Source organism: Acidovorax sp. 93 (assembly GCF_003633835.1).
Lineage (GTDB): Bacteria > Pseudomonadota > Gammaproteobacteria > Burkholderiales > Burkholderiaceae_C > Acidovorax > Acidovorax facilis.
Genome location: NZ_RBIT01000001.1, coordinates 1,166,131 through 1,190,575, shown reverse-complemented (window position 1 = coordinate 1,190,575; position 24,445 = coordinate 1,166,131). Strand labels below are relative to the sequence as shown.

22 protein-coding genes are annotated in these 24,445 nt (G+C 63.5%); 1 reads left to right on the top strand and 21 read right to left on the bottom strand.

What is annotated here, in order from left to right; all coding sequences use genetic code 11:
• Positions 1-43 precede the first annotated feature (43 nt).
• The 20 genes from C8C93_RS05430 to C8C93_RS05330 all read right to left on the bottom strand — a co-directional run bounded on the left by C8C93_RS05430 (position 44) and on the right by C8C93_RS05330 (position 21,684).
• Positions 44-286 (bottom strand): hypothetical protein, encoded by a 243-nt coding sequence (locus C8C93_RS05430; protein ID WP_121506159.1) that lies wholly within the window; start codon positions 284-286, stop codon positions 44-46.
• A gap of 162 nt (positions 287-448) precedes the next feature.
• Positions 449-1,009: a methylated-DNA--[protein]-cysteine S-methyltransferase gene (locus C8C93_RS05425; protein WP_121506158.1), complete on the bottom strand. Its 561-nt coding sequence runs from the start codon at positions 1,007-1,009 to the stop codon at positions 449-451.
• A 124-nt stretch (positions 1,010-1,133) separates the two neighbouring features.
• Positions 1,134-2,039, bottom strand: coding sequence for an SDR family oxidoreductase (locus C8C93_RS05420; RefSeq protein WP_121506157.1), 906 nt, complete (start codon positions 2,037-2,039; stop codon positions 1,134-1,136).
• Positions 2,040-2,191: 152 nt separating this feature from the next.
• Positions 2,192-3,124, bottom strand: coding sequence for a glutathione S-transferase family protein (locus C8C93_RS05415; protein WP_121506156.1), 933 nt, complete (start codon positions 3,122-3,124; stop codon positions 2,192-2,194).
• Positions 3,125-3,310: 186 nt separating this feature from the next.
• Positions 3,311-4,981, bottom strand: coding sequence for an isovaleryl-CoA dehydrogenase (locus tag C8C93_RS05410; RefSeq protein WP_121506155.1), 1,671 nt, complete (start codon positions 4,979-4,981; stop codon positions 3,311-3,313).
• Positions 4,982-4,990: 9 nt separating this feature from the next.
• Positions 4,991-5,455: a GNAT family N-acetyltransferase gene (locus C8C93_RS05405; RefSeq protein ID WP_121506154.1), complete on the bottom strand. Its 465-nt coding sequence runs from the start codon at positions 5,453-5,455 to the stop codon at positions 4,991-4,993.
• Positions 5,455-6,471 (bottom strand): NADP-dependent oxidoreductase, encoded by a 1,017-nt coding sequence (locus C8C93_RS05400; RefSeq protein WP_121506153.1) that lies wholly within the window; start codon positions 6,469-6,471, stop codon positions 5,455-5,457. The genes C8C93_RS05405 and C8C93_RS05400 overlap by 1 nt, the downstream gene beginning before the upstream one ends.
• A 95-nt stretch (positions 6,472-6,566) precedes the next feature.
• Positions 6,567-6,998 (bottom strand): PaaI family thioesterase, encoded by a 432-nt coding sequence (locus tag C8C93_RS05395; RefSeq protein WP_121506152.1) that lies wholly within the window; start codon positions 6,996-6,998, stop codon positions 6,567-6,569.
• 146 nt (positions 6,999-7,144) lie between these two features.
• Entirely contained in the window at positions 7,145-7,936 is a 792-nt protein-coding gene (locus C8C93_RS05390; protein ID WP_055394014.1) for an SDR family oxidoreductase, read from the bottom strand.
• 387 nt (positions 7,937-8,323) lie between these two features.
• Positions 8,324-8,533: a hypothetical protein gene (locus C8C93_RS05380; RefSeq protein WP_121506151.1), complete on the bottom strand. Its 210-nt coding sequence runs from the start codon at positions 8,531-8,533 to the stop codon at positions 8,324-8,326.
• Positions 8,533-10,386 carry an acyl-CoA dehydrogenase gene (locus C8C93_RS05375; protein WP_121506150.1) on the bottom strand — a complete coding sequence of 618 codons (1,854 nt, stop codon included), beginning with the start codon at positions 10,384-10,386 and terminating at the stop codon, positions 8,533-8,535. The genes C8C93_RS05380 and C8C93_RS05375 overlap by 1 nt, the downstream gene beginning before the upstream one ends.
• A 55-nt stretch (positions 10,387-10,441) precedes the next feature.
• On the bottom strand, positions 10,442-10,924 hold the full coding sequence (locus C8C93_RS05370) for a hypothetical protein (protein WP_121506149.1): 483 nt from the start codon (positions 10,922-10,924) through the stop codon (positions 10,442-10,444).
• 342 nt (positions 10,925-11,266) lie between these two features.
• Entirely contained in the window at positions 11,267-12,442 is a 1,176-nt protein-coding gene (locus C8C93_RS05365; protein WP_055394022.1) for an acetyl-CoA C-acyltransferase, read from the bottom strand.
• Positions 12,443-12,482: 40 nt separating this feature from the next.
• A complete protein-coding gene (locus C8C93_RS05360; RefSeq protein WP_121506148.1) occupies positions 12,483-14,582 on the bottom strand; it encodes a 3-hydroxyacyl-CoA dehydrogenase NAD-binding domain-containing protein in 2,100 nt (699 codons plus the stop codon).
• Positions 14,583-14,771: 189 nt separating this feature from the next.
• Complete coding sequence (locus C8C93_RS05355) at positions 14,772-15,467, bottom strand: ABC transporter ATP-binding protein (RefSeq protein ID WP_121420373.1); 696 nt, start codon at positions 15,465-15,467, stop codon at positions 14,772-14,774.
• A gap of 1 nt (position 15,468) precedes the next feature.
• Complete coding sequence (locus C8C93_RS05350; protein WP_055394028.1) at positions 15,469-16,263, bottom strand: ABC transporter ATP-binding protein; 795 nt, start codon at positions 16,261-16,263, stop codon at positions 15,469-15,471.
• 2 nt (positions 16,264-16,265) lie between these two features.
• Complete coding sequence (locus C8C93_RS05345; protein WP_121506147.1) at positions 16,266-17,594, bottom strand: branched-chain amino acid ABC transporter permease; 1,329 nt, start codon at positions 17,592-17,594, stop codon at positions 16,266-16,268.
• Between the two features lie 4 nt (positions 17,595-17,598).
• Positions 17,599-18,552, bottom strand: coding sequence for a branched-chain amino acid ABC transporter permease (locus tag C8C93_RS05340; protein ID WP_055394032.1), 954 nt, complete (start codon positions 18,550-18,552; stop codon positions 17,599-17,601).
• Between the two features lie 68 nt (positions 18,553-18,620).
• A complete protein-coding gene (locus C8C93_RS05335; RefSeq protein WP_055394034.1) occupies positions 18,621-19,853 on the bottom strand; it encodes a branched-chain amino acid ABC transporter substrate-binding protein in 1,233 nt (410 codons plus the stop codon).
• Between the two features lie 187 nt (positions 19,854-20,040).
• Positions 20,041-21,684, bottom strand: coding sequence for a 3-(methylthio)propionyl-CoA ligase (locus C8C93_RS05330; RefSeq protein WP_121506146.1), 1,644 nt, complete (start codon positions 21,682-21,684; stop codon positions 20,041-20,043).
• A 216-nt stretch (positions 21,685-21,900) separates the two neighbouring features.
• Between C8C93_RS05330 and C8C93_RS05325 the strand changes: the two genes are divergently transcribed.
• A complete protein-coding gene (locus C8C93_RS05325; RefSeq protein ID WP_055394037.1) occupies positions 21,901-22,587 on the top strand; it encodes a Crp/Fnr family transcriptional regulator in 687 nt (228 codons plus the stop codon).
• Between the two features lie 40 nt (positions 22,588-22,627).
• Here the strand turns inward: C8C93_RS05325 and C8C93_RS05320 are convergent, their stop codons facing one another.
• Positions 22,628-24,334 (bottom strand): carboxylesterase/lipase family protein, encoded by a 1,707-nt coding sequence (locus C8C93_RS05320; RefSeq protein ID WP_121506145.1) that lies wholly within the window; start codon positions 24,332-24,334, stop codon positions 22,628-22,630.
• Between the last annotated feature and the right edge of the window lie 111 nt (positions 24,335-24,445).

Here is a 24,445-nt window from a genome sequence, read left to right as displayed (position 1 = left end):
GGAACCCAGGGCCATGGTGTGCGTAAGCCCATGCGTGCGCCCCCTATCGCACCAGCGATACGACCCCCACCAGCAACGTGATCAAGAGTGCAACGGTCACCACATGTTCGGCCACCAGGGTCTGCAGCCATGCAGCACCCGCGAGCAACTGGTCCACCGGCCCGCGCAAGGCGCCGCAGTGCGCCAAGTGTTCACCCAGGTGGGAAAGCTCCAGCAGCGATACGTCTGCCGGCTGCCCGACACAAGACGTGTCCCACGCAGAGGCAAGGGTGGATGGATGGGACATAGGGGGCTCCTGGTACACAAGTGAATGGCGCCACCGCGTTGCGGCAGCGCTCTGATCCTCTTGTACAAGGGGCTGGGGCCGCGAGTCTGTACGCTGTCGAACAGACCACCAGAGAGGCCTTTTTCAGCCCAAAGGCAACCCACCAAGAACTGAAACGATCAGTTACCAATCAAAGAGCGATGGTGTTCCACCCGGGCACGCGCCTTCAATCTGAAGCATGCGCAGCTTGGTCAGCGCGCCGCCTCCGGCCGAAAAGCCGCCCGGCCGGTCACCCGCAGCCAGCACCCGGTGGCACGGCACCACGGGCGCAAACGGGTTCAGGCCCAGCGCCTGCCCCACGGCGCGCGACAGGCCCTTGCTGCCGATCTGTTCGGCCACCTCGCCATAGGTGCGCGTGCGGCCCGGCGGGATGGCCCGGGCAATCGCATACACCTGCTGGTGAAACGGCGAAATGCCGGACATGTCGAGCGGCACCTCGCACAGGTCGCGGGGTTGCCCCGCCAGCAGCGCCTGGATGCCTTCGATGGCGCTGCGCACGGGGGCGGGGGGCTCCCCAGACTGCGCGCAGTGTGAATGGCTGCGCAGCAAACGCGCCCGGGTCGCCTCGGCATCCGCCTCGGGCAACTGCACGGCCACGATGCCGCCCGGGCCCCAGGCAATGCCGCAGGTGCCGATGGCGGTGTCGAACAGCGCATGGCCGTGGCCAGGGGTGGCATCAGGCACAGTGCGGGCCCCTCCTTGCAGGTTTGGTACTCACTACTCTTTTTATAGCTACCATCGCTTACTGGATAAGCGCTAGAGGCCAATTTTTCTCATATTTTCGGCACCAAAGCATGCGCGTGCGCCATCAATCGGCCCGCAGCGCCGCGCGCAGTTGCGCGCCCAGCTCGGGCTTGGCGGCAAACGGGTCGGTGGGGTTGCGGCCCATCATCACGTCTTCCATGCGCGTCTGCACCGAAGCCAGGGCCTTGGGGTGGCTGTAGATGTAGAACTGGCCTTGAGCCGCTGCGTCGAACACCTTCTGCGCCACCTCGGCCGCCGTCACCTTGCCGCTGCCCACGGCCTTGTCGCTCATGGCCTGGCCGATGAGCTGGCTCTTGGTGGGCTTTTCGGCAGGCAGGTCGCCGGGGCGGTTGCGGTGGCTTTGGTTGATGCCGGTGGGCACAAAGAAGGGGCACAGCACGCTGGCGCCGATCTGGTCAGTGACCAGCGACAAATCCTGGTACAGCGTTTCCGACAGGCTGACCACTGCGTGCTTGCTCACGTTGTAGATGCCCATGTTGGGCGCCGCCAGCAGGCCCGCCATGCTGGCGGTGTTGATGATGTGGCCGCGCCAGGCCGGGTCGGCCTTGGCCGCTGCCAGCATCATGGGCGTGAACAGGCGCACACCGTGCACCACGCCCCACAGGTTCACGCCCAGCACCCATTCCCAGTCCTTGACGGAGTTCTCCCACACCAGCCCGCCCGCGCCCACGCCCGCGTTGTTGAACACCAGGTGCGGCGCGCCAAAGCGCTGCTGCACATCGGCGGCCAGCTGCTCCATCTGCGCAGCGTTCGATACATCCACCTTGCGGGCCAGCACCTGGCTGCCTGCGGCCTCCATCTCGGCAGCGGCGGCGTCCAGCGCGTCCTGCTGCACATCCACCAGCACCAGGTTCATGCCGAGGCGGGCACCGATGCGCGCGCATTCCAGGCCAAAGCCCGAGCCTGCGCCAGTGAGGACGGCGGTTTTGCCGGAAAAGTTGTCGATCATGGTTTTTGTCTCCTTGAGTCCGTAACAATTTAGAGCGTTGGGTTGAAACTGGCGGGGCCCACGCCGGGGACGCCGAGCAAGGGCCGCCCCGCAGCGAGGGCGTCGTCCCCCTTCCCGGCGAAGCCGAGAGAAGGGGGAAGCGGCGCAGCCGCTCAGGGGGTTGCTCTTAAAACATACCCAATGCGCGGGAAGTGCACATGCACCGTACCCGCGCGCGGGTCGGTACGCCGCAGCGTGTAGCGGGTGCGGGTGGCAGCAATCAGCTCGCCCTCGGTGGGCTCCGTGCCAAAGCTCTCGGCGGAAATCGTGACCTGGCTGCCCAGCGGGACGCCGTGTTCGTCCTGGAACACGTCGTCCATCAGGGGCAAAGGGTCCATGCCCGCAGCCACCGTAATGGCGTCCTGAGCGCTGAACTTTTCCATACGACCATGGCCCAGCGCTGCGATGCGGTCCATCCACTCCAGCACGGCGGGGGTGGCGGCAAAGATGTCGGCCATCACCGGCACACACTGGCGCGTGAACCACAGCGGGTGGTAGGCCGCAAAGTCGGCCAGGCAGGGCTCGGCACCGAACAGGAAGTCGTGCTCCTCGGCCATGTGGGCGATGCGGCGCAGGTACGAGCGGTAGGCAGCCGTCGCGTCGGCCGGTCGCAGGCGCTGCATGCCCGCGCTCATCTCGCGGCGGTCTTCGCCAAACACTTGCGCGGCGGCAGGCGGCAAGTTGGCAAACAGCACCGCAGCGCCTCTGGGCTGCAGGTTGTAGGCCATGGCGGCCCAGAACAGCGTGCTATCCGCCCACTGTGCAAACACACGCGCCACGCCCTTGAGGTGCGGCGGGTACAGCACCGGCTCGGGCTGTTCATGCTCCAGCACGTCGCAGATGAGGGCCGAATCGCAATAGATGTCGGCACCGATCTGCAAGAACGGCGTCTTGCGGTAGCCCCCCGTGAGCGCCACCACATCGGGCTTGGGCATGACGCTGGGGATGATCACGGACTTCCAGGCCAGCTGCTTGAAGCCGAGCACCGCGCGGATCTTTTCGGAGAACGGCGACGAGGGGTAGTGGTGCAGGATGAGGTGGGACATGGGTTACTCCTCGGAAGATTTACGAAGTGCCCGCTGGAGCTGACACTGGTGACAACGTGTGATCCTGGCGCAGCCAAAGCCAGCGCCCCCGCGTAAGGGCCGCCCCGCCGCGCTGGGGGCGTCCCCCTCCCGACTCACGCAGTGAGTCGAGAGAGGGGGAAGGCGCGAAGCGACTCAGGGGGAGCTTCATGCCGGGAGCGCACGGGCCAGGATGGCGTCAAGGTTTACACCCGCGCCCAGCGTGCCAAAGCTGTAGCCCCAGTCGCCGGAGAGGCGCGAGTCGCAAAACGCGCGGAAAACGGCACCGGGCGCACTGCGCAGCAGCAGGGCCGCCTGCACGGCCAGCGCCACATCCTGCGCGAGGCGCCGGGCCTCGGCCTCGGTGGTCATGGCGTCCACGCGCAGGGGCAGTGCGCCGGCCAGACGGTCCAGCGCCGGATGGGCGCCGCGTGCGGGTGCCAGTTCGGCGTCAAGAGCGGCAGCGGTGTCGGCGCGGCGCACGGCGCGCATCAAATCCAGCGCCATGATGTTTCCCGCGCCTTCCCAGATGGAGTTGAGCGGCATCTCGCGGTAGATGCGGGCCATCACGCCTTCGCCGCCCTCTTCCACATAGCCGTTGCCGCCCAGGCATTCCATGGCCTCCTGCGCAAACACGCTGCCGCGCTTGCACACCCAGAACTTGGCCACGGGTGTGAGCAGGCGGGCCATGATGGCCTCGTGCTCGCTCTTGTCTTTGTGGTCAAAGGCGCTCGCAAGCCTTATGGAGAGAGCGGTAGCCGCTTCACTTTCCAGCGCCAGATCGGCGAGCACGTTGCGCATGAGTGGCTGGTCGATGAGCTTCTTGCCAAAGGCCGAGCGCTGGCGCGTGTGGTGCAGAGCGATGCTGAGCGCCTGGCGCATGAGGCCGCTGGTGCCTAAAGCGCAATCGAGCCGCGTCATGGTGCCCATCTCCAGGATCTGCGCCACGCCACGGCCTTCCTCGCCCACGCGCCAGGCCAAGGCGTTGATAAATTCGACCTCGGAGCTGGCGTTGGCGTGGTTGCCCAGCTTGTCTTTCAGGCGCTGAATGCGGATGGCGTTCACGGTGCCTTCGCCACCATCAGGCAACACACGCGGCAAGAAGAAGCAGGTGAGCCCGCAGGGTGCCTGCGCCAGGATCAGGAAGGCGTCGCACATGGGGGCCGAGAAGAACCATTTGTGGCCGGTGATGCGGTAGCGCGCGCCCCAGGCGTCTTCACCATCGTGCACAGCCTGTGTGGTGTTGGCGCGCACGTCCGATCCGCCCTGCTTCTCGGTCATGCCCATGCCCATGGTGAGCGCGGATTTCTGCGAGAACAGCGCGAGGCGCGGGTCGTACTGCGTGCTCGCCAAACCCTTGCTCCAATCCGCCCATACCGCTGAATTGCCTCGCAATGCCGGGGTCACGGCGTAGCTCATCGACACGGGGCACAGCACCGAGGGCTCGGCTTCGGTGAACAGCATGAAGCCTGCGGCCCGCTCGGTATGCGCGTGGCCCGTGTCCTGGCGCGACCACGGCGTGGCGTGCAGGCCGTGGCGCAGCGCAGTGCCGATGAGCGCGTGGTAGCTGGGGTGGAACTCCACCACATCGGTGCGACGGCCGAAGCGGTCGTGGGTGCGCAGTTGGGGTTTGTAGGTATTGGCCAGCCGAGCATGGGTCTGCATTTCGGCCGATCCCATCTCCGCGCCCAGCGCCGCGAGGCCCGCCAGCGGCAGGCTGGGGGCATGCAGGCGCAGCGCGTCCTGCAAGGGCTGGTTGGCGGTGAAGAGGTTCACATCGGCCCAGGGCGTGCTCTGGTTGAACACCTCATGGGTGGCGGCAGGGCTGGCAGCGGTCATGGCGGCTCCTCAGGCGGCGGGGCTGTCACCCCGTCTCAGCATTTCGATGTGGGGGATATCGTCTTCCAGGTACTCATCGGACACGGCCTCAAAACCCAGGCTGCCGTAGAAGCCCTGCAGATGGGCCTGCGCGCTGATGCGGATGCCCCGCCCCGGCCATGCCTGGCTGCAGCGAGCGATGCCCTCGGCCATCAGCGCCCTGCCCGTGCCGTTGCCCCGCGCTTCCTTGGCGGTGACCACGCGGCCGATGGAGGGCTCGGGGTAGTTCACGCCCGGGTCCACCACGCGCAGGCAGGCCTGCGCCACCCCGGCCTCGTCGTAGCCCAGCAGGTGGTAGGACTGCTTGTCCGCCCCGTCCGGGTCCTGGTAAGGGCCCTGCTCCAGGATGAACACCTTGCAGCGCAGCGCCAGCGCATCGTGCAGGGCGTGCACGCCCAGGTCATCGAAGCGGGCCCAGGTCCACCTCAGCATCATCAGATCAGCTTCACCAGCTGTTTGCCGAAGTTCTTGCCCTTGAGCAAGCCCAGGAAAGCCTCGGGCGCGGCGGCGATGCCCTGCGCAATGGTCTCGCGTGGGCGCAGCTTGCCGGTGCCGACCAGCGTGCCCAGTTCCTTGAGCGCATCAGGCCAGACTTCCATGTGCTCGCTCACAATGAAGCCTTCGACTTTCATGCGGTTGATGAGCATGAGCGCGGGGTTGGCCATGGGCAGCGGCGCGCCGTCGTAGCCAGCGATCATCCCGCACAGGGCAATGCGGCTGAAGGCGTTCATGCGCAGCATGACGGCGTCCATGATCCAGCCGCCCACGTTTTCGAAGTAGCCATCGATGCCGTTGGGGCACGCTTCCTTCAGGGCTTTGGACATGGCCTTCACGTCGCTGTGTTCCTTGTAGTCGATGCAGGCGTCAAAGCCCAGTTCTTCCACAGCGTACTTGCACTTGTCGGCGCCACCGGCAATGCCCACCGCACGGCAGCCCCGGGCCTTGGCCAAAGCGGCAAAGGCGCTGCCCACGGCGCCAGTAGCGGCGCTTACCACCACGGTGTCGCCTTCCTTGGGCGCAATGATCTTGACCAGGCCGTACCAGGCGGTCACGCCAGGCATGCCCACGGCGCCCAGGTAGTGCGACAGCGGCACATGGGTCGTATCGACCTTGCGCAGCGCGCCGGGCTGATCGGCATTGACCACGCTGTATTCCTGCCAGCCGCCCATGCCCACCACCTTGTCGCCCACGGCGTACTTGGGGTGCTTGCTCTCGGCCACTTCACCCACGGTGCCACCGATCATCACTTCGCCCAGCGCCTGCGATGCGGCGTAGCTCTTGCTCTCGTTCATGCGGCCGCGCATATAGGGGTCGAGGCTCAGAAAGTGGTGGCGCACCAGCACCTCGCTTTCCTTGAGCGCGGGCGTGTCGGTGGCCACCAGCTTGAAGTTGCTGGCCACGGCTTCGCCTTGGGGGCGGTTGTCGAGAACGATTTGTTGGTTGCGTGGCATGAGAGGCTCCTTCGGAATGTCTATCACTATGAATTCAATAGCTGCTAGCGATTATGGATAAAGCGCTAGGGGCCAATTTGACTTAAAAATTTGACTCAATCGGTGGAAATGACCTTGAGGTCATTCACATTGCGCCCATCCACTGGCAGGCGCCGCACGTACTTGAACGTGCCGGTGGCATGGCAACACACCTTGCCCTGTGCGTCATACACCGTGCCCTCGGTAAAAGCCATGGTGGCCGTGCGGTGAATGAGCCGCCCCTTGGCCACCAGCGGCCCGCGTGCGGGCTGCATGAAGCTGGTCTTCATCTCAATGGTGACCACGCCCATGTCGGGCGTCTCGCTGCGCGCCGCCGTGGCCATGGTCACGTCCAGCAGCGTCATCGACGCACCGCCGTGGGTCACGGCAAACGAGTTCAAGTGCTCGGGCTGAGCTTCGTAATGCAGCTCAGACCCGCCGCCTTCCATACGCTGCAGCGTGAAGCCCAGGTGGTGGACAAAGGGAATTTCGACACCGAAACTTTTCAAGGGATTTCCTCAGAACACAAACCTCAAATACTGGCGCGGCCCAGACCAGGGCAGCCGAGCAAGGGCCGCCCCGCAGCGAGGGCTGCGTTCTCCTTCCCGGCGAAGCCGAGAGAAGGGGGAAGGAGCGCAGCGCCTCAGGGGGATGCTCACCCGCCGGTGACGATACTCACGCCCCCGTCCACCGCCAGCCATTGGCCGGTGATGTGCTTGCCCGCATCCGACGCGTACAACGCGCACAGGCCCTTCAAATCTTCATCATCGCCGAGACGGCCCAGCGGGGCGTGGGCGGCCAGCGCTTCCTCGCCCATGGCCTTGAGCGTACCCACCGTCATTTTGCTCGGGAAGAAACCCGGGCAGATGGCATTGACGCGGATGTTGTACGCGCCCCATTCAGCGGCCAGCGCCCGTGTGAAGTTGATCACCGCGCCCTTGGAGGTGTTGTAAGCAATGGTGTTCATGCCCTTGGGGTTGCCGCCCAAGCCTGCGATGGACGCTACGTTGATGATGCTGCCGCTGCGGCGCGCGATCATGCTGTGCTTGGCGATGTGCTGACTCAAGATGAAGTAACCGCGCACGTTGAGGTTCATCACCTTGTCCCACGCGTCCACGGGATGGTCTTCGGCAGGGGCCCCCCAGGCTGCGCCTGCGTTGTTGACGAGGATGTCCACATGGCCCAGGCGCTCCAGGGTCTCGTCGGCCAGGCGCCGGATGTCGTCTTCCTTGGCGCAATCAGCGGCGATCCACCGTGCGTCGATACCCGCAGCCTGCAGGTCGGCGGCAGCCTCTTCCAGGTCAGACGCCTTGCGCGAGCTGAGCATGATCTTGGCACCCGCTTCGCCCAGCGCGTGGGCCAGTTGCAGTCCCAGGCCGCGCGAGCCGCCGGTGACCAGTGCGGTCTTGCCGGTGAGGTCAAACAGTTGTTGGATGGTACGGGTCATGCTGAAAGTCTCCTTCGGTTTTGGATGGATCTGTCGTTGGGTGTTTGCCCCACGCGCCCGAGGATTGTGCGATGCAATGCGGGCGCTTTGTGTCGCGGGGGTGTCGGGTGTTCAGCTAAGAGCCTGTTCAAAATTTTTCTGGAGCCGCACAAGTGCCTTGCTGGGATGGAATGCAAGGCGCGGTGCGCCGCCGATAGCCCGTGCTATCGGCAAGCGCCGCAACGCCGTAGACCGCCCGGCAAGGCACTTGCCCGAAGGGTTGGAGTGAAATCGGGCGATTGGAAGCCCCGGCTGCTTGCATGGGCATGAGCCCATGCGGTGCATCCGAAGCATCCACTCATCCCGATTGCACTCCAATGCGGTCTCCAAAAAAACTTTGAGCAGGCTCTAAGGGCCGGGGTCGGTGTGCAACCGGGCCCGCACCGCGATCAGCACCACACCCACCACGGCCAGCACCCCGCCGCCCACGATGAGGCTCCAGCCCAGAGCCTCATCGGTGCGGGCGGTGGCAATGCCCAGTATCAGCGTGAGCAACCCGCCGTAAATCAGCAGCCAGATGAGCTTGTGCAGGCGTTGCAGGGTGAGGTGCGCCCCCATCAAAATGCCTCTTCAGGGAAGGCCGCGCAGGTGGCATCGCGCGTGCTCACCACCTGCAGCCAGGCACCGATCTTGGGCAGCTCGTAGTGGAAGAAAAAGCGCATGCCGCCCATGCGTCCCACGCTCGCGGGCTGGGCCAGATCGGCATCCCGGGCCAGCGTGGCCAGGGCCACGTCCAGCCACACCCAGGCCAGCACCGTGTGGCCAAAGGCTTGCATGTAGGGCACGGCATTGGCCAGCGCATCGGCCGGTTGCCCTGTGGCCCAGGCGGCCTTGGTGGCGGCGCCCACGTCCTGCAGCGCCTTGCCCAGCGCGTTGGCGTGGGCAGCAAGCGCGGGCACCTGGATGGCGCGCTCGATGGTGGCGTTGATGCGCCCGGCCAGCAGTTGCAGGCCGCGGCCGCCTTCCATCAGCACCTTGCGGCCCAGCAGGTCCATGGCCTGGATGCCGTGCGTGCCTTCGTGGATCATGTTCAGGCGGTTGTCGCGCCAGTATTGCTCCACCGGGAAGTCGCGGGTGTAGCCATAGCCACCATGGATCTGGATGGCCAATGAGTTGGCCTCCAGGCAGAACTCGCTGGGCCAGCTCTTGGCAATGGGGGTGAGCACCTCCAGCAGCAGGCGGGCTTCGTCGGCCGCCGCCGCGTCGCCCGTGTGCTGCTCGTCCACCAGCTTGGCGCAAAACAGGTTGAGCGCGAGCGCCCCTTCGCCATACGACTTCTGGGCCAGCAGCATGCGCTTGACGTCGGCGTGTTCGATGATGCGCACCTGGGGCTGGGCGGCGTCCTTGACCACGGCAGCGGCGCCATCCTTGGGGCCCTGCACCGGGCGCCCTTGGGGCCGGTTCTTGGCATAGTCCAGGCTGGCGTAATAGCCCGCCAGCCCCAGCATGGTGGCGGCCATGCCGATGCCGATGCGCGCCTCGTTCATCATGTGGAACATGCAGTGCAGGCCCTTGCCGGGCTGGCCCACCAGGTAGCCCACGGCCCCGGCCTTGCCCTCAACCGGGAACCTGCCTTCACCGAAATTAAGCAGCGTGTTGGTGGTACCGCGCCAGCCCAGCTTGTGGTTGAGGCCCGCCAGCGCCACGTCGTTGCGTACGCCGGTGAGCTTGCCTTCGGTGTCCACCAGCTTCTTGGGCACGATGAACAACGAGATGCCCTTGGTGCCCGGCACCAGCTTGCCGTCCGGCCCCGGGATCTTGGCCAGCACCAGGTGCACGATGTTTTCGGTCAGCTCATGGTCGCCCGAGCTGATCCACATCTTGTTGCCCGTGAGGCGATACCTTGCACCCAATGGGTCGGCCTCGAAGCCATCGCCATCAGGCACTGCGCGCGTGGCCACATCCGACAGCGAGGAGCCCGCCTGCGGCTCGGACAGACACATGGTGCCCGACCAACGCCCGTTGAATTCATTGAGTGCAAACACCTGCTTTTGCGCCTCGGTGCCATGCACCATGAGCAGGTTGGCGTTGCCCGAAGTCAGCAGGTTCGAGCCGATGCTGATGGATGCCACCGCAAAGAAGCTGTTGGCGGCCGCCTCGACGGCATAGGGCAGCTGCATGCCGCCGACCTCGTAGTCCTGCGCGGCCGACAACAGGCCGGATTCCGCGTAGGCCTTGCGCGCCTCGTAAGTCGCCTGGGGCAGGATGACCTTTTCACCGTCGAAGTGTGGCTCCTCGATGTCTACGGTGCGGTTGAAGGGCGCGTACTTCTCGCGAGCGATGCGCTCGCAGGTGTCGAGCACCGCATCGAAGGTTTCGCGCGAGTGGTCTGCAAAACGCGTGCGGGCCGTGAGGGACTGGGCATCGAGCCAGTCATACAGCAGAAAGTCGAGCGTGGAACGCAGGGTCATCAGAAGGTCTCCTTGTGGCTGCGCGCATGCCCGATCTCCATTGGCCTGATAGGGCTCAGCGTGCAGGCAGCACGATGTTCTTGAAACACCAGTAGTCCATGTCCGAATCGGGCTTGGGCTGGCAATTGGCTTCTCCGAGCTGCAGGCGTGTGGCACCTGCAGGCAGTGGCGGGAACGTGATCTTGACGAGCTTGTTGCGGCCGGGCTTGACCACATCCATCTTCACGTTGCAGAAAGACAGGCCTCCAATCGACAGCTGCGGCAGCACGGTGCCGGTGCCCAGGTCCTTGAGCGTGAACGCATCGGGCGAGCCAGTGGGTTGCGCACAGGCCTCGAACGATTCATCGGTGGTGTTCTTGACGGCAAGCGTCACCCGCGTCTGTTTGGCGTCCACCACGATGTCCTGCAAAACCACGTCGGAGTCCGACTCCAGCGGCAGCTGGAGCTTGTAGGTCTGGCTCTGGGCATGGGCATCGCATGCAACGGCAAGGGCCGAGAGGGCGACACAGTGGCGAAAGGAAGGAAGCAGACAACGCATGGGAGGTACCGGGTTCGGGATGGAGAAAGGAGACAGGTTCAGTGCCACAGGCAAGCCGGTGGTCGCGCGGATTCTGCCCGCGCCAACCGCGCCGAGGGGCGCATCATGCCCTGGCAAAGCAACAATTTGTAGCCAGCGTCTCTTCACCCCCTCGGCCCTGGTGTCTTCCTCTCATCCCCTTCTACCGGCAGTTCAGGCATCCATCTGAAATTTGCTGGGCGGAGAGCCAACGCATGTGGTCCGCCCATGGGCCCCACCAACGCTGCTTGCGCCACCCACAAAGGGGCAAGCGCACAGGAAACACGTGAAGGTGCCGCCTGTTGCGCCGCCCCAAGCCAAGTTTTACAGCACTTCGAAAATGCCCGCAGCGCCCATGCCGCCACCAATGCACATCGTCACGCACACCTTCTTCGCACCACGGCGCTTGCCTTCGATAAGCGCGTGGCCCGTGAGGCGCTGGCCCGACACACCGTAGGGGTGGCCCACGGCAATCGCGCCGCCGTTCACGTTCAGGCGGTCGGCCGGAATGCCCAGCTTGTCGCGGCAGTACAGCACCTGCACGGCAAAGGCTTCGTTCAGCTCCCACAGGTCGATGTCCTGCACCGTGAGGCCCAGCTTTTTCAGCACCTTGGGCACGGCAAACACGGGGCCGATGCCCATTTCGTCGGGCTCGCAACCTGCCACCGCAAAGCCGAGGAAGCGGCCCAGGGGCTTGAGGCCCTTCTTGCTGGCGTACTCTTCGCTGGTCACCACGCAGGCGCCGGCGCCGTCGGAGAACTGGCTGGCGTTGCCGGCAGAGATCAAACCGCCAGGCAGCGCCGAGCGAAGGCCGCTGATGGCTTCTACCGTCGTGCCTTCGCGTGTGCCTTCATCCTTGCTCACGGTGACCTGCTTGGTGATCAGGCCCAGCGTTTTGTCGGCCACACCGGCGGTCACGGTGATGGGGGCGATTTCTGCGTCGAACAAGCCAGCGGCCTGCGCTGCGCAAGCCTTTTGCTGGCTGGCAGCACCGTATTCGTCCATGGCTTCGCGGCCGATGTTGTAGCGCTTGGCCACTTGCTCGGCGGTCTGCAGCATGCTCCAGTAGATCTCGGGCTTTTGCTTGGCCAGGGCCAGGTCCTGGATCATGTGCAGATTCATCTCCTGCTGCACGCAGGAGATGCTTTCGACACCACCGGCCACGAACACATCGGCTTCGCCAGCGATGATGCGCTGGGCGGCCATGGCAATGGTCTGCAGTCCAGAGGAGCAGAAGCGGTTGACCGTGACACCGGAAGCGGTGATGGGCAGGCCGGCCTTCAGTGCGATCTGGCGCGCGATGTTGCTGCCGGTGGCACCTTCGGGTGTGGCGCAACCCATGATGACGTCGTCCACGTCAGCGCCGTCGATGCCGGCGCGCAACACGGCGTGCTGCACGGCATGGCCGCCCAGGGTGGCGCCATGCGTCATGTTGAAAGAACCCTTCCAGCTCTTGGCGAGCGGCGTGCGGGCGGTGGAAACAATCACTGCGGAGGTCATGTGAATTCCTTTGATTCTGTAGATGGGTGCACGCGGCTATTTACTGGAAGGCCTTGCCTTCGGCGGCCAGCTTGGCCAGCAGCGGAGCGGGCTTCCAGAACGCTGCGTCATCCAGCGGGTTCTTGGCAAAACGGTCCATGGCCTGCACCACATTGAACAGACCCACTTCGCTGGCGTAGTGCATGGGGCCGCCACGGTGGATGGGGAAGCCGTAGCCGGTCAGGTACACCATGTCGATGTCGCCGGACTTGCTGGCAATGCCGTCTTCCAGGATGTGCGCGCCTTCGTTGACCAGTGCGAACACCAGGCGCTGCACGATTTCTTCATCCGAAATCTTGCGCGGCGTGATGCCCAGTTCCTTGCGATGGTCTTCGATCATCTTGTTGACCAGGTCGCTCGGGATCGCGTCGCGCTTGCCGGCCTGGTAGTCGTACCAGCCTGCGCCGGTCTTCTGGCCGAAGCGGCCCAGTTCACACAGCTTGTCGGCCGTGCGGCTGTACTTCATGTCGGCACGTTCGACGGAGCGGCGCTTGCGGATGGCCCAGCCAATGTCGTTGCCCGCCAAGTCGCCCATGCGGAACGGGCCCATGGCAAAGCCAAACTTTTCGATGGCCTTGTCCACTTGCTGGGGCGTGCAGCCTTCGTCCAGCAGGAAGCCAGCCTGGCGGCTGTACTGCTCGATCATGCGGTTGCCGATGAAACCATCGCACACGCCCGAGACCACTGAAGTCTTCTTGATCTTCTTGCCGATGGCCATCACCGTGGCCAGCACGTCCTTGGCGGTCTCCTTGCCGCGCACCACTTCCAGCAACTTCATCACGTTGGCGGGGCTGAAGAAGTGCATGCCCACCACGTCCTGCGGGCGCTTGGTAAACGCTGCGATCTTGTCCACGTCCAGCGTGGAGGTGTTGGAAGCCAGAATGGCGCCGGGCTTGGCCACAGCGTCGAGTTGCTTGAACACGGCTTCCTTGACGCCCATTTCTTCAAACACGGCTTCGATGATGAGGTCGCAGTCCTTGAGATCGTCGTAGCTCAGCGTGGTGCTCAGCAGGGCCATGCGTTGCTCGTACTTGTCTTGCTTGAGCTTGCCCTTCTTGACCTGGGCTTCGTAGTTCTTCTTGATCGTGGCCACGCCACGGTCCAGGGCTTCCTGCTTCATCTCCAGGATCTTGACGGGGATACCTGCGTTCAGGAAGTTCATGGAAATGCCACCGCCCATGGTGCCCGCGCCAATCACACCGACCAGCTTGATGTCGCGCTTGGGGGTGTCGGATGCGACATCAGGGATCTTGCTCGCCGCACGCTCGGCCAAGAACAGGTGGCGCAGTGCGCGCGACTCGGGCGTCCACATCAGGTTGATGAAGATCTCGCGCTCGACCAGCATGCCTTCGGCGAACTTCTTTCTGGTGGCGGCTTCAACAGCGTCCACGCACTTGGCGGGTGCGGGGAAGTTCTTGGCCATGCCCTTGACCATGTTGCGCGCGAACTGGAAGTACGCGTCGCCTTCGGGGTGCTTGCAGGGGAAGTTGCGCACCAAGGGCAGCGGGCGGGCATCCGCCACGCTCTGGGCAAACGCCAGGGCTTCTGCGGCCAGCGATTCGGCCGACGCTGCCATCTTGTCAAACAGCTTCTGGCCGGGCACGGCGCCAATCATTTCACTCTTGACGGGCTCGCCGCTCACGATGAGGTTGAGCGCGGCTTCCACACCAATCACGCGGGGCAGGCGCTGGGTACCGCCTGCGCCAGGGATCAGGCCCAGCTTGACTTCGGGCAGTGCAATCGAGCAGCCAGGCGCTGCGATGCGGTAGTGGCAACCCAGGGCCAGCTCCAGCCCGCCGCCCATGGCCACGCTGTGCATGGCGGCCACGACAGGCTTGGCCGAGTTTTCAATGGCGGCAATCACCGAAAGCAGGTTGGGTTCTTGCAGCGACTTGTCGGTGCCGAACTCCTTGATGTCGGCGCCGCCAGAGAACGCACCACCGGCACCGGTGATCACGATGGATGTGACCGCTGCATCGGCATTGGCACGGCCAAGGCCGTCCACGATGCCCTGGCGGGTCGCCAGACCGAGTCCGTTGACGGGAGGGTTGGCCATGGTGATCACGGCAACGGAGCCGTGGACTTTGTATTCAGCGGTCATGGTGCTGTTGTTCCTTGGAAAGTGAAAAAGAACGATCGTGCGTTTTTATTGTAGAGACTTCAAACCCATTTGGCGTGTCAATTTGTCCCGGGCGGGACAAGGGGGTTTGCAATGCAACATTTGGTAGAGCAAAAAAAGAGGCGCCTTCAGCTATCGGGCGCCTCTTTAGCCATGGTTTTTCAGAAATCGTCAGACTTCAAGCCATTCCTTGCGGATGTAGTTGTCGGCCCGCAGGCTGTCCGGTGTGCCCTGGAACACGATCGAGCCGTGCCCCATGACCAGCGCGCGGTCCGAGATCTTCATGGCAATGGTCAGCTTCTGCTCGATCAGCAGCACCGAGATACCCCGCGCCTTGATGGTCTGCAGGTACTGCCCCACCAGCTCGACAATCTTTGGGGCCAGGCCTTCGGTGGGCTCGTCGATGATGATCAGGTCGGGGTCGCCCATCAGCGTGCGGCACAGCGTTAGCATCTGCTGCTCGCCGCCCGACATCACGCCCGCCTCGGTGTGCTGGCGCTCCTTGAGGCGCGGGAACATCTCGTACATGTCGTCAAACGACCAGCGGCTACCCTTGCCTTTGCCTTTCTGGCCCAGCAGCAAGTTCTGGTGCACGGTGAGGTTGGGGAACACATCGCGGCTTTCGGGCACGTAGCCCACCCCCAGGTGGGCGATCTCGTAAGCCTTCTTGCCGTTGAGGTCCTGCCCCTTCCAGTTCAGCGTGCCCTCCCAGTCCACCAGGCCCATGATGGCCTTGGCGGTGGTGGAACGGCCCGAGCCGTTACGCCCCAGCAGGGCCACGATTTCACCGGGTTGTACGTCGAAGGTCACGCCATGCAGCACATGGCTCTTGCCGTAATAGGCGTGGAGATTTTCGATTTTCAGCATGTCAATGTCCCGCCCCTTGCTCGTCCGCAACGACAGAGCCCAGATAGGCCTCCTGCACGCGCTGGTTGGCGCGCACCTTGTCGGGCGTGTCATAGGCAATGACCTCGCCATAGACCACCACAGCAATCTTGTCCGCCAGGCCAAAGACCACGCCCATGTCATGCTCCACCGTCAGCAGCGTGCGGCCTTCGGTCACTTCCTTGATGAGGTGGATGAAGCGCGTGGTCTCGGTCTTGCTCATGCCGGCCGTGGGCTCGTCGAGCAGGATCACGTTGGCACCACCCGCGATGGTGATGCCGATCTCCAGGGCGCGCTGCTCGGCATAGGTGAGGTTCATCGCCAGCGTGTCGCGCTTCTTGTCGAGCTTGATCATTTCCATGAGCTGCTTGGCGCGCTCATTGGCATCGTGCAGGTTCGACAGGAAGCGCAGGAAGGTGTACTTGTAGCCCATGCTCCAGAGCACACCGCAGCGCAGGTTCTCGAACACCGAGAGCTTGGGGAAGATGTTCGTGATCTGGAAGCTGCGCGACAGCCCCTTGCGGTTGATCTCATACGGTGCCAGCCCGTTGATGCGCTGGCCATTGAGGATCACATCCCCGCTTGTGGGCGCAAAACGCCCACTGATCAGATTGAACAGCGTGGACTTGCCCGCGCCATTGGGGCCGATGATGGCCACGCGTTCGCCAGAGGCCACGGACAGGTTCACGCCACGGATAATTTCCGTCTTGCCAAAGCTCTTGCGCAGGTCGCGCAGTTCCAGGGCATAGGTGGTGTTGGTTGGGTTGTCAGCTGCCATGTTTACAGCGCCTCCCCACGCTTGATTTCATGTTCGATCTCTTCCTGGATCGTGCTCCACTGCCGCAGGAACTGGCGGCGGCAGAGTTCAAAAAGTCCAAAGCCCGTGACCATCACGAAAATGGCGCCAAACCAGCTCGTAAAGCCTGCGGCATTGAGCGTGGCCCCCAGGAACGTCAGTTCTGGCCCCAGGGCCGCGTTGAGCTGCAGGTGGTAGGTCATCTCGATCATGCAGGCTGCGCCCATCACCCCCACCAGCGCCGTGCCGCCCAGCGCTAGGTAAGAACTCCAGAGCTGACGCAGCTTGCCGTACTTGGCCAGCCGCAGGTTCATCATGATCAGGCTGGCAATCCCTCCGGGCGCATACATCACCATGAACAGGAACACCAGGCCCAGGTACAACAACCATGCCTTGGACAGCTCGGACAGCAACACCGACGCCAGCACCAACAGCACCGCGCCGATGATGGGGCCGAAGAAGAACGTTGCCCCGCCGAGGAAGGTAAACAGCAGGTAGCCACCGGAGCGAATCACGCTAAGGCTGTCAGCTCCCGTGATGATCTCGAAGTTGATAGTGGCCAGCCCACCTCCGATGCCAGCAAAAAAGCCCGCGATGATGAACGCGAAGTAGCGCACACGCTGCGTGTTGTAGCCGATGAACTCTACGCGCTCGGGGTTGTCGCGCACAGCGTTCAGGATGCGGCCCAGCGGCGTGCCGGTGAATGCAAACATGGCGGCAGTGCAGACAAAACAGTACGCTGCAATCAGGTAGTACACCTGAATCGCAGGCCCGAAAGTAATGCCAAAGAAGGCTTTGCCATACACCCGGTCCGTGGTGACGCCGCCTTCTCCGCCGAAGAACTCGGGGAACATCAGCGCCATGGAGGCCACCAGTTCGCCAATACCCAGCGTGATCATGGCGAAGGTGGTGCCCGACTTCTTGGTAGTGACAAAACCGAGCAGGATGGCAAAAAATGCCCCTGCCAGGCCGCCCACCAGTGGAATGAGAACCAGCGGAATGTGCACAGAGCCCTTGGTGGCCATGTTCATTGCATGAATGGCGATGAACGAACCCAGGCCGGTGTAGACCGCATGGCCAAAGCTCAGCATGCCGCCCTGCCCCAGCAGGATGTTGTAGGACAGGCAGATGATGATCAGGTAGCCGATCTGCGAGAGCATGGTCAGCGCCAGGCTGCTGCGAAACAGCATGGGCGCCACGATGAGCATGACCGCGAACAACGTCCAGATGATGAGGCGCCCGAGGTTCCAGGGCTTGAACCGGTAGTGCGACGTGGCGCTGGAAGCGACAGTAGTGGTTGTAGTGGAATTCATGGCATCAGTCCTCCCGCGTGCCCAGCAAGCCCTTGGGGCGGAAGATCAGGATCAGCACGAGGAACAGGTAAGGCAAGATGGGCGCAACCTGGGAAATCGTGAGCTTGAGCAAGGGGTAGCCGAAGGTCTGGTCAGTCACCGCCACGCCCACGGCCTTGAAGACATGGATCAGAGAGTAGTCCAGCGCCACGGCAAAGGTCTGCACCAGACCGATGAGCAGCGATGCCAGGAAGGCACCTGCCAGCGAGCCCATGCCACCCACCACCACCACGACAAAGATGATGGAACCCACTGAGGCCGCCATCGCAGGCTCGGTGACATAGGTGTTGCCACCGATCACCCCCGCCAAGCCGGCCAGCGCGGCACCACCGCCAAACACCAGCATGAAGACGCGCGGCACGTTGTGGCCCAACGCCTCGACCATCTCTGGGTACTTGAGGGCGGCCTGGATGACGAGACCGATGCGCGTGCGTGTGAGCAGCAGCCACACCGACACCAGCATCAGCAGGGCCACGAGCATCACAAACGAGCGCGACTTGGGAAATTGCGTGCCATAGAGCGAAAACAGCGGACCCTGCAATTGCTCGGGCAGGCCATAAGGCACGGTGGAACGGCCCCAGACCAGTTGCACCACTTCCAGAATGAGGTAGGACAGGCCGAACGTGACCAGCAGTTCGGGCACGTGGCCGAACTTGTGCACCCGGCGCAGGCAATAGCGCTCGAACGCGGCCCCCAGCGCAAACACGACGAGGGGTGCCAGCACCAGCGCTGGCCAGAAGCCCACCACCCCGGAGATGGTGAACGCGAAGTAGGCACCCAGCATGTAGAAGCTGGTGTGTGCAAAGTTGAGCACGCCCATCATGCTGAAGATCAGCGTGAGGCCGGAACTCAGCATGAACAGCAGGAGCCCGTAGCTCACGCCGTTCAGCAAAGAGATCACGAAAAACTCAGGATTCATTGGAATTTTTCACTGCAGGGGTAAAAAAAAGGCCCGAGTGGTCGGGCCTCGAAGCGATTGCGCAAGGCTTACGGGCGCTTCATCTGGCACGACGTGGGCGTGCTCGCCACATAGGGCTCGTAGTACTTCACAGGCACAAAGGTGTAACCCGTGTTTTCAGAGTCGATCGGGAACTTGCCGCCAGCCTTCTCCCACTTGGAGATGAACAGGCCCTGCTGCAGTTGGTGATCGGTCTTGCGCATCTCGACTTCGCCATTGAAGCTCTTGAACTTCATGCCCTCGAACGCAGCAGCCACCTTGACCGGATCGGTCGACTTGGCCTTGGTAAAACCTTCGGACAGCATCGTGAACGCGTGGTAAACCGCGCCCGTGTACATGTCGTCGTTGAACTTCTTCTTGTAGTCCACCACGATCTGGTTCAGCGGCCCGGGCAGGTTCATGTGGGCATAGGCCACCATGTAGACGCGCCCTGCTGCGGCCGATCCCATAGCGGTGGGGCTGCCAGTGACCGAGCCGTAGTAGGTGTAGAAGTTGACGTTGTTCAGGCCCGCGTCGTTGGCGGCCTTGATCAGCAGCGCCAGATCAGAACCCCAGTTGCCGGTGATCACGCTGTCGGCGCCCGACTGCTTGATCTTGGCAATGTAGGGAGAGAAATCACGCACCTGAGCCAGCGGGTGCAGATCGTCGCCGACGAACTGCACGTCAGGGCGCTTGCGCTGCATCATTTCCTTGGCGAACTTGGAGACCTGGTGGCCGTGCGAGTAGTTCTGGTTGATCAGGTAGACCTTCTTGACCTCGGGCATGTCCTTCATGTACGTGGTCAGGGCTTCCATCTTCATGGAGGTGTCAGCGTCCAAGCGGAAGTGCCAGTAGCTGCACTTGCTGTTGGTGAGGTCGGGGTCCACGGCAGCGTAGTTCAGGAACAGGACTTCCTTGCCAGGGTTGCGCGCGTTGTGCTTTTCCAGCGCATCCATGATCGCCAGTGCGGGGCCGGAGCCGTTGCCCTGCACCACGTAGCGCGCACCCTGGTCCATGGCCGAGCGCAGGGCGCTGGTGGTTTCCTGGGGACTGAGTTTGTTGTCGATGCCGATGATTTCGAATTTGACGCCTGCAGGGTTCTTCTTGTTGAACTCTTCTGCGATGAACTGGAAGCTCTTGAGCTGGTTCGTTCCCACTGCCGCCATCAGGCCAGACAGGGGGTCGAGCCAGGCGATTTTCACCGTCTCGCCCTTTTGAGCGAAGGCCCCGCCAGCGCTTGCCAAGATTACCGAGGCTGCTACAGCCTTAATAGCGAACTTCATGCTTTTGTCTCCTTGTAAATCGACACAACGCAGCGTACCGCGTTGCAACAAAGCGATGCTCAGGGATTGCCCCTACCAGCGTCGCACACGTGACTGGCGCAGCACTCCCCCGAGCGCGCACCAGCCTGGGGCAATGCAAAAAATGGCGTTCGCAAGCGATGCGCGCATGTGCACTGCCCCACCCTGATCACAGGCCTGGAAGCTTGTAATCCTTGAGCTGCTCACGCAGCTTGGTCTTGAGCATCTTGCCGGTGGCGCCCAATGGAATGGCATCGACGAACACCACGTCATCGGGGATCTGCCACTTGGCCGTCTTGCCTTCGTAGAAGGCCAGCAGCTCTTCGCGCGTCACCTCGGTGCCCGGCCGCTTGACCACGGCCACGATGGGGCGCTCGTCCCACTTGGGGTGGGGCATACCCACACAGGCCGCCATGGCAATTGCGGGGTGGGCCATTGCAATGTTCTCGATGTCGATGGAACTGATCCACTCGCCACCGGACTTGATCACATCCTTGCTGCGGTCGGTGATCTGCATGAAGCCGTCAGCGTCGATGGTGGCCACATCGCCCGTGGGGAACCAGCCTCGGCCCTGCGCGTCTTTGACGAGTGGATTGCCGCCCTCGCCCTTGAAATAGCTGCCGACGATCCACGGCCCCTTGACCAGCAAATCCCCATAGGTCTTGCCATCCCAAGGCAACTCGCTGCCGTCGCCCCCCACGATCTTCATGTCCACACCGTAGATCGCGCGGCCCTGCTTTTGCAGGATCTTCATCTGGTCATCCTTGGACATGGCCAGGTGCTTGTTCTTCAAGGTGCACAGCGTGCCCAGCGGGCTCATCTCGGTCATGCCCCAGGCGTGCAGCACCTCCACGCCATAGTCTTCCTTGAAGGCATGGATCATGGCGGGCGGGCAGGCCGAGCCACCGATGACAGTGCGGCGCAGCGTGGAGAACTTCAGACCCGCGGGCTTCATGTGGCCCAGCATCATCTGCCACACGGTGGGCACGCCAGCTGCGTAGGTGACTTTCTCGCCTTCGATCAGTTCGTAAATCGACTTGCCATCCATGGCGGGACCAGGGAACACCAGCTTGCATCCCGTGAGTGCCGCCGAGTAAGGAATGCCCCAGGCATTGACGTGGAACATGGGCACCACCGGCAGCACGGAGTCGCGTGCGGAAAGGCACATCACATCAGGCAGCGCTGCCGCATAGGCATGCAGCGTGGTCGAACGATGGCTGTACAGCGCGGCCTTGGGGTTACCTGTGGTGCCGCTCGTGTAGCACATGCTCGACGCGGAGTTCTCGTCAAACTCGGGCCAGGCGTAGTCGGGCGACTGCGCACCGATCCAGGCTTCGTAGCTGGTGAGGCCAGGGATGCCTGAATCCGCAGGCAGCTTGTCGGCATCACACAGCGCCACCCACTTCTTCACCGTGGGGCACCTGGCATGCACGGCCTGCACGAGGGGCAGAAAGGTCACATCAAAACACAGCACCTGGTCTTCGGCATGGTTCATGATCCACGCAATCTGGTCGGGGTGCAGGCGCGGGTTCACGGTGTGCAGCACACGGCCCGAGCCGCTCACACCAAAGTACATCTCCATGTGGCGGTAGCCGTTCCAGGCCAGCGTGGCTACGCGGTCGCTGAAGTGCAACTTCATTTCATCCAGCGCATTGGCCAGGCGGCGTGCGCGGACAGCCAGGTCGCGGTAGGTGTAGCGATGGATGTCGCCCTCGACCCGGCGGGACACGATTTCGGCGTCGCCATGGTGGCGCTCGGCGAACTCGATCAGCGACGAAATCAGCAACGGTTGGCTCTGCATCAGGCCCAGCATGTGTGCTCCTTGGATGTTGTAGTGAAGGGAACGATCATCGTAGCGCGGGGGTTCTCATGGCGGTGTCGCCCAGGCAAGCGGCCCCGCCAGACCGACACCCCCAACAGGGGTTCAGTGTGCGCGTGTCCAGCGTGCCTGCCAACACCTGTCGTCCCGTTGACAAAGGGCAAGGGAATACCCTGAACGTACGGCCCCCGAACAACGACAATCACGCCCATGCTCAGCTCCGCGCCGTCCGCACAGCGATTCATCGAAGCCCAGCCCTGGTTTGCAGGTGTCCCCGTGGCCCTGCAGGAGAGGCTGCGCGACGAGGTGTCCGTGCAGCACGCCGACAAGGGCACAGTCATGATGCCGGCCGGCAGCGCGGTGCAAGGCTGGCATGCAGTGTTGTCAGGCTTGGTGATGCTGCAAAGCCCCGCCAGCCAGGGCCGCGCGTCGGCGTTCATCGGAGTACCCGATGGCGAGTGGTTTGGCGAAGGCTCAGCCATGAAACCCGAGCCCCGCCGGTACCACGTGGTGGCGTTGCGGCCCACCACGCTGCTGTGCCTGCCTCTGCCACTGTTTGCCACGCTGCGCGAGACCAGCCTGGGCTTCAACCAGTTTCTGGTGCAGCACCTGAACATGCGGCTGGGCCAGGCCATGACGATCATCGAGGCCGGGCGCACGCAATCCCCCGAACACCGCGTGGCGCTATACCTGAGCCGCCTGTTCTGGCGCAGCACACGGCGGTTGAACCTCACGCAGGAAGAGCTCGGCCAACTGGTGGGCCTGTCACGCCAGACGGTGAACAAGGTACTGCGTGTGCTGGAAGGCCGGGGCATCGTGTCGCTGGACTTCGGCCGTGTGGCTATCGTGGACGACGAGGCGCTGAACGCGTACCTCGCCGCCACTGCTGCACGCTGACGCACCGCAGAGTGCACAAACACGTTCACCCTCATCCCTCTCACTGCACGCTCAGGCGCACGGCCTTCTGGTCGGCGTCGAACATGAGCCGACTGGGCCACGGCGTCCAGTTTTGGTTGACCGTTGCGTTGTTCGGGTTGCCCGTGTGCACAAATGCACGCATGGTGTCCATCATCGCGCGCGACAGCGCCAGTCGGCCGGGCTGATTGGCCGTGCTGTTGGTGGCCTTGGCAAAGACCGAAGGTCCAAAGTTGCCGAACAGGAACGGCAGGTCAAAAGCATGCGCCGCGCCGTACACATCGTTCCAGGGCGCGGGCTGCTGGGCCCAGTTGAACTGGTAGCTCCATACCGTGGATTGCTGACTGCGCAGGGTATTGAGCAGGTTGTCGCGGCTCGGATCGATGAACACACTGCCCAGCAGGCGGGTGCGCGCGTTGTAGCCCGTGCCGGGCGCCGTGACCGGCAGGTAAGAAGCATCCAGGATGTCGCCAGCCGTGAGCGTGGTAGGAGCATCGGGGTTGAAGTTCTGCATCATCACAAAGCGCTCGGCGTCGGAGATCTTCATGCCCGGCTTGCCGCCCAGCAGTGCCAGGAAAGGCGCAAACAGCTTGCCCTCCTCGCCCGTGTAGCCAGACAGCACGGGCACCTTGTGATAGCGGCCAGCGCCCATTTCGGCGATCGGGTCTGCGGGCACCACCACGCCATCAGGGATGGGGCCCGAGCCCGTGAGCCCGTTCTTGAGCACCGTCTGCAGCACTGCCCGCGCGTCCTTGCCACGCAGGTAGCTGGCTACCTGCGCAGGGGTCCATCCCGCAACGAGCGCCTGTGCATCGGCAAGCGCAGGCGCCAGGCCGTCAGCCAGCGCCAGATGCGCCAGCAGCATGCCCGCCTGCGCGGTGTACCGGGAGGCCGGGTTGAGCGTGGGAATCGAACCGGGCGGCAAGTTCGTCGCCAGCGAAATTCCGCCACTGACCGGTACGAGCTTGTGGAACAACCCCGCGGCCTGGGGCGCGACCAGCAGCGCAAGCGCGTTGATGGCGCCCGCGGACTGCCCCATCAGCGTGACATTGCCAGCATTGCCGCCAAAGCTGGCAATATTGTTCTGGATGAAGCGAAGTGCCTGCACGTTGTCGAGCAGCGCGTAGTTGCCGGTGTAGTGCTGCGTGCCGGTGTGCAGTGGCGGCATCTGGAAGTAGCCCAGAACGTCGAGCCGGTAGTTGGCCGTGACCACCACGGCGTTGGCAGACCGTGCCAGCGCAGCGCCGTCGTAGACGGGATCGGCCGTGTAGCCCGAGATGGCACTGCCGCCATGGAGAAACAGCAGCACAGGCAGCTTGTCTTGCGAGGTGGCTGGGCGCCAGATATTGAGGGTCAGGCAGTCCTCGCTGCCTACCGGTGTGCTCAGGGTCTCGCCAATCGTATTGTCAAACCGGTTGTTGGCACCGGGGCCGTAGATGCGGCCCATTTGCAGGCAGGCACTGCCAAAACGTGTGGCGTCACGCTCTCCGGACCAGGCGGCCGGGGCTGCGGGCGGTTTCCAGCGCAGCTCGCCCACGGGTGGCTTGGCAAACGGAACACCTTTCCACGCGTAGGTGCCGGTCACCGCACTGTCGTCCACACCGCGCAAGGTGCCGTACACCGTCTCGCGCACCTCGGGCGCAGAGCCGGAACCACCGCCGCAGCCCACCATTGCTGCGGCCGAAAACACCGCTCCCAACCATTGCAAACGCCAGCGCGAATCGACCATGTCTTGTCTCCTTGGGGGTTTTCAGGAATGGGTCGGGCCTCTGTCTGCAGTCACACTACGGGCAGGGCACAACCTCGGAGGCGATTGTGGGAACCAGGTGGCGTTTGGCTA

What these genes read in the sequence shown, in the direction of transcription:
- C8C93_RS05430 (WP_121506159.1), bottom strand. Translation starts at nt 286, where the DNA reads ATGTCCCATCCATCCACCCTTGCCTCTGCGTGGGACACGTCTTGTGTC.
- C8C93_RS05420 (WP_121506157.1), bottom strand. Translation starts at nt 2,039, where the DNA reads ATGATCGACAACTTTTCCGGCAAAACCGCCGTCCTCACTGGCGCAGGC.
- C8C93_RS05415 (WP_121506156.1), bottom strand. Translation starts at nt 3,124, where the DNA reads ATGTCCCACCTCATCCTGCACCACTACCCCTCGTCGCCGTTCTCCGAA.
- C8C93_RS05410 (WP_121506155.1), bottom strand. Translation starts at nt 4,981, where the DNA reads ATGACCGCTGCCAGCCCTGCCGCCACCCATGAGGTGTTCAACCAGAGC.
- C8C93_RS05405 (WP_121506154.1), bottom strand. Translation starts at nt 5,455, where the DNA reads ATGATGCTGAGGTGGACCTGGGCCCGCTTCGATGACCTGGGCGTGCAC.
- C8C93_RS05400 (WP_121506153.1), bottom strand. Translation starts at nt 6,471, where the DNA reads ATGCCACGCAACCAACAAATCGTTCTCGACAACCGCCCCCAAGGCGAA.
- C8C93_RS05390 (WP_055394014.1), bottom strand. Translation starts at nt 7,936, where the DNA reads ATGACCCGTACCATCCAACAACTGTTTGACCTCACCGGCAAGACCGCA.
- C8C93_RS05380 (WP_121506151.1), bottom strand. Translation starts at nt 8,533, where the DNA reads ATGGGGGCGCACCTCACCCTGCAACGCCTGCACAAGCTCATCTGGCTG.
- C8C93_RS05375 (WP_121506150.1), bottom strand. Translation starts at nt 10,386, where the DNA reads ATGACCCTGCGTTCCACGCTCGACTTTCTGCTGTATGACTGGCTCGAT.
- C8C93_RS05370 (WP_121506149.1), bottom strand. Translation starts at nt 10,924, where the DNA reads ATGCGTTGTCTGCTTCCTTCCTTTCGCCACTGTGTCGCCCTCTCGGCC.
- C8C93_RS05365 (WP_055394022.1), bottom strand. Translation starts at nt 12,442, where the DNA reads ATGACCTCCGCAGTGATTGTTTCCACCGCCCGCACGCCGCTCGCCAAG.
- C8C93_RS05360 (WP_121506148.1), bottom strand. Translation starts at nt 14,582, where the DNA reads ATGACCGCTGAATACAAAGTCCACGGCTCCGTTGCCGTGATCACCATG.
- C8C93_RS05355 (WP_121420373.1), bottom strand. Translation starts at nt 15,467, where the DNA reads ATGCTGAAAATCGAAAATCTCCACGCCTATTACGGCAAGAGCCATGTG.
- C8C93_RS05350 (WP_055394028.1), bottom strand. Translation starts at nt 16,263, where the DNA reads ATGGCAGCTGACAACCCAACCAACACCACCTATGCCCTGGAACTGCGC.
- C8C93_RS05345 (WP_121506147.1), bottom strand. Translation starts at nt 17,594, where the DNA reads ATGAATTCCACTACAACCACTACTGTCGCTTCCAGCGCCACGTCGCAC.
- C8C93_RS05340 (WP_055394032.1), bottom strand. Translation starts at nt 18,552, where the DNA reads ATGAATCCTGAGTTTTTCGTGATCTCTTTGCTGAACGGCGTGAGCTAC.
- C8C93_RS05335 (WP_055394034.1), bottom strand. Translation starts at nt 19,853, where the DNA reads ATGAAGTTCGCTATTAAGGCTGTAGCAGCCTCGGTAATCTTGGCAAGC.
- C8C93_RS05330 (WP_121506146.1), bottom strand. Translation starts at nt 21,684, where the DNA reads ATGCTGGGCCTGATGCAGAGCCAACCGTTGCTGATTTCGTCGCTGATC.
- C8C93_RS05325 (WP_055394037.1), top strand. Translation starts at nt 21,901, where the DNA reads ATGCTCAGCTCCGCGCCGTCCGCACAGCGATTCATCGAAGCCCAGCCC.
- C8C93_RS05320 (WP_121506145.1), bottom strand. Translation starts at nt 24,334, where the DNA reads ATGGTCGATTCGCGCTGGCGTTTGCAATGGTTGGGAGCGGTGTTTTCG.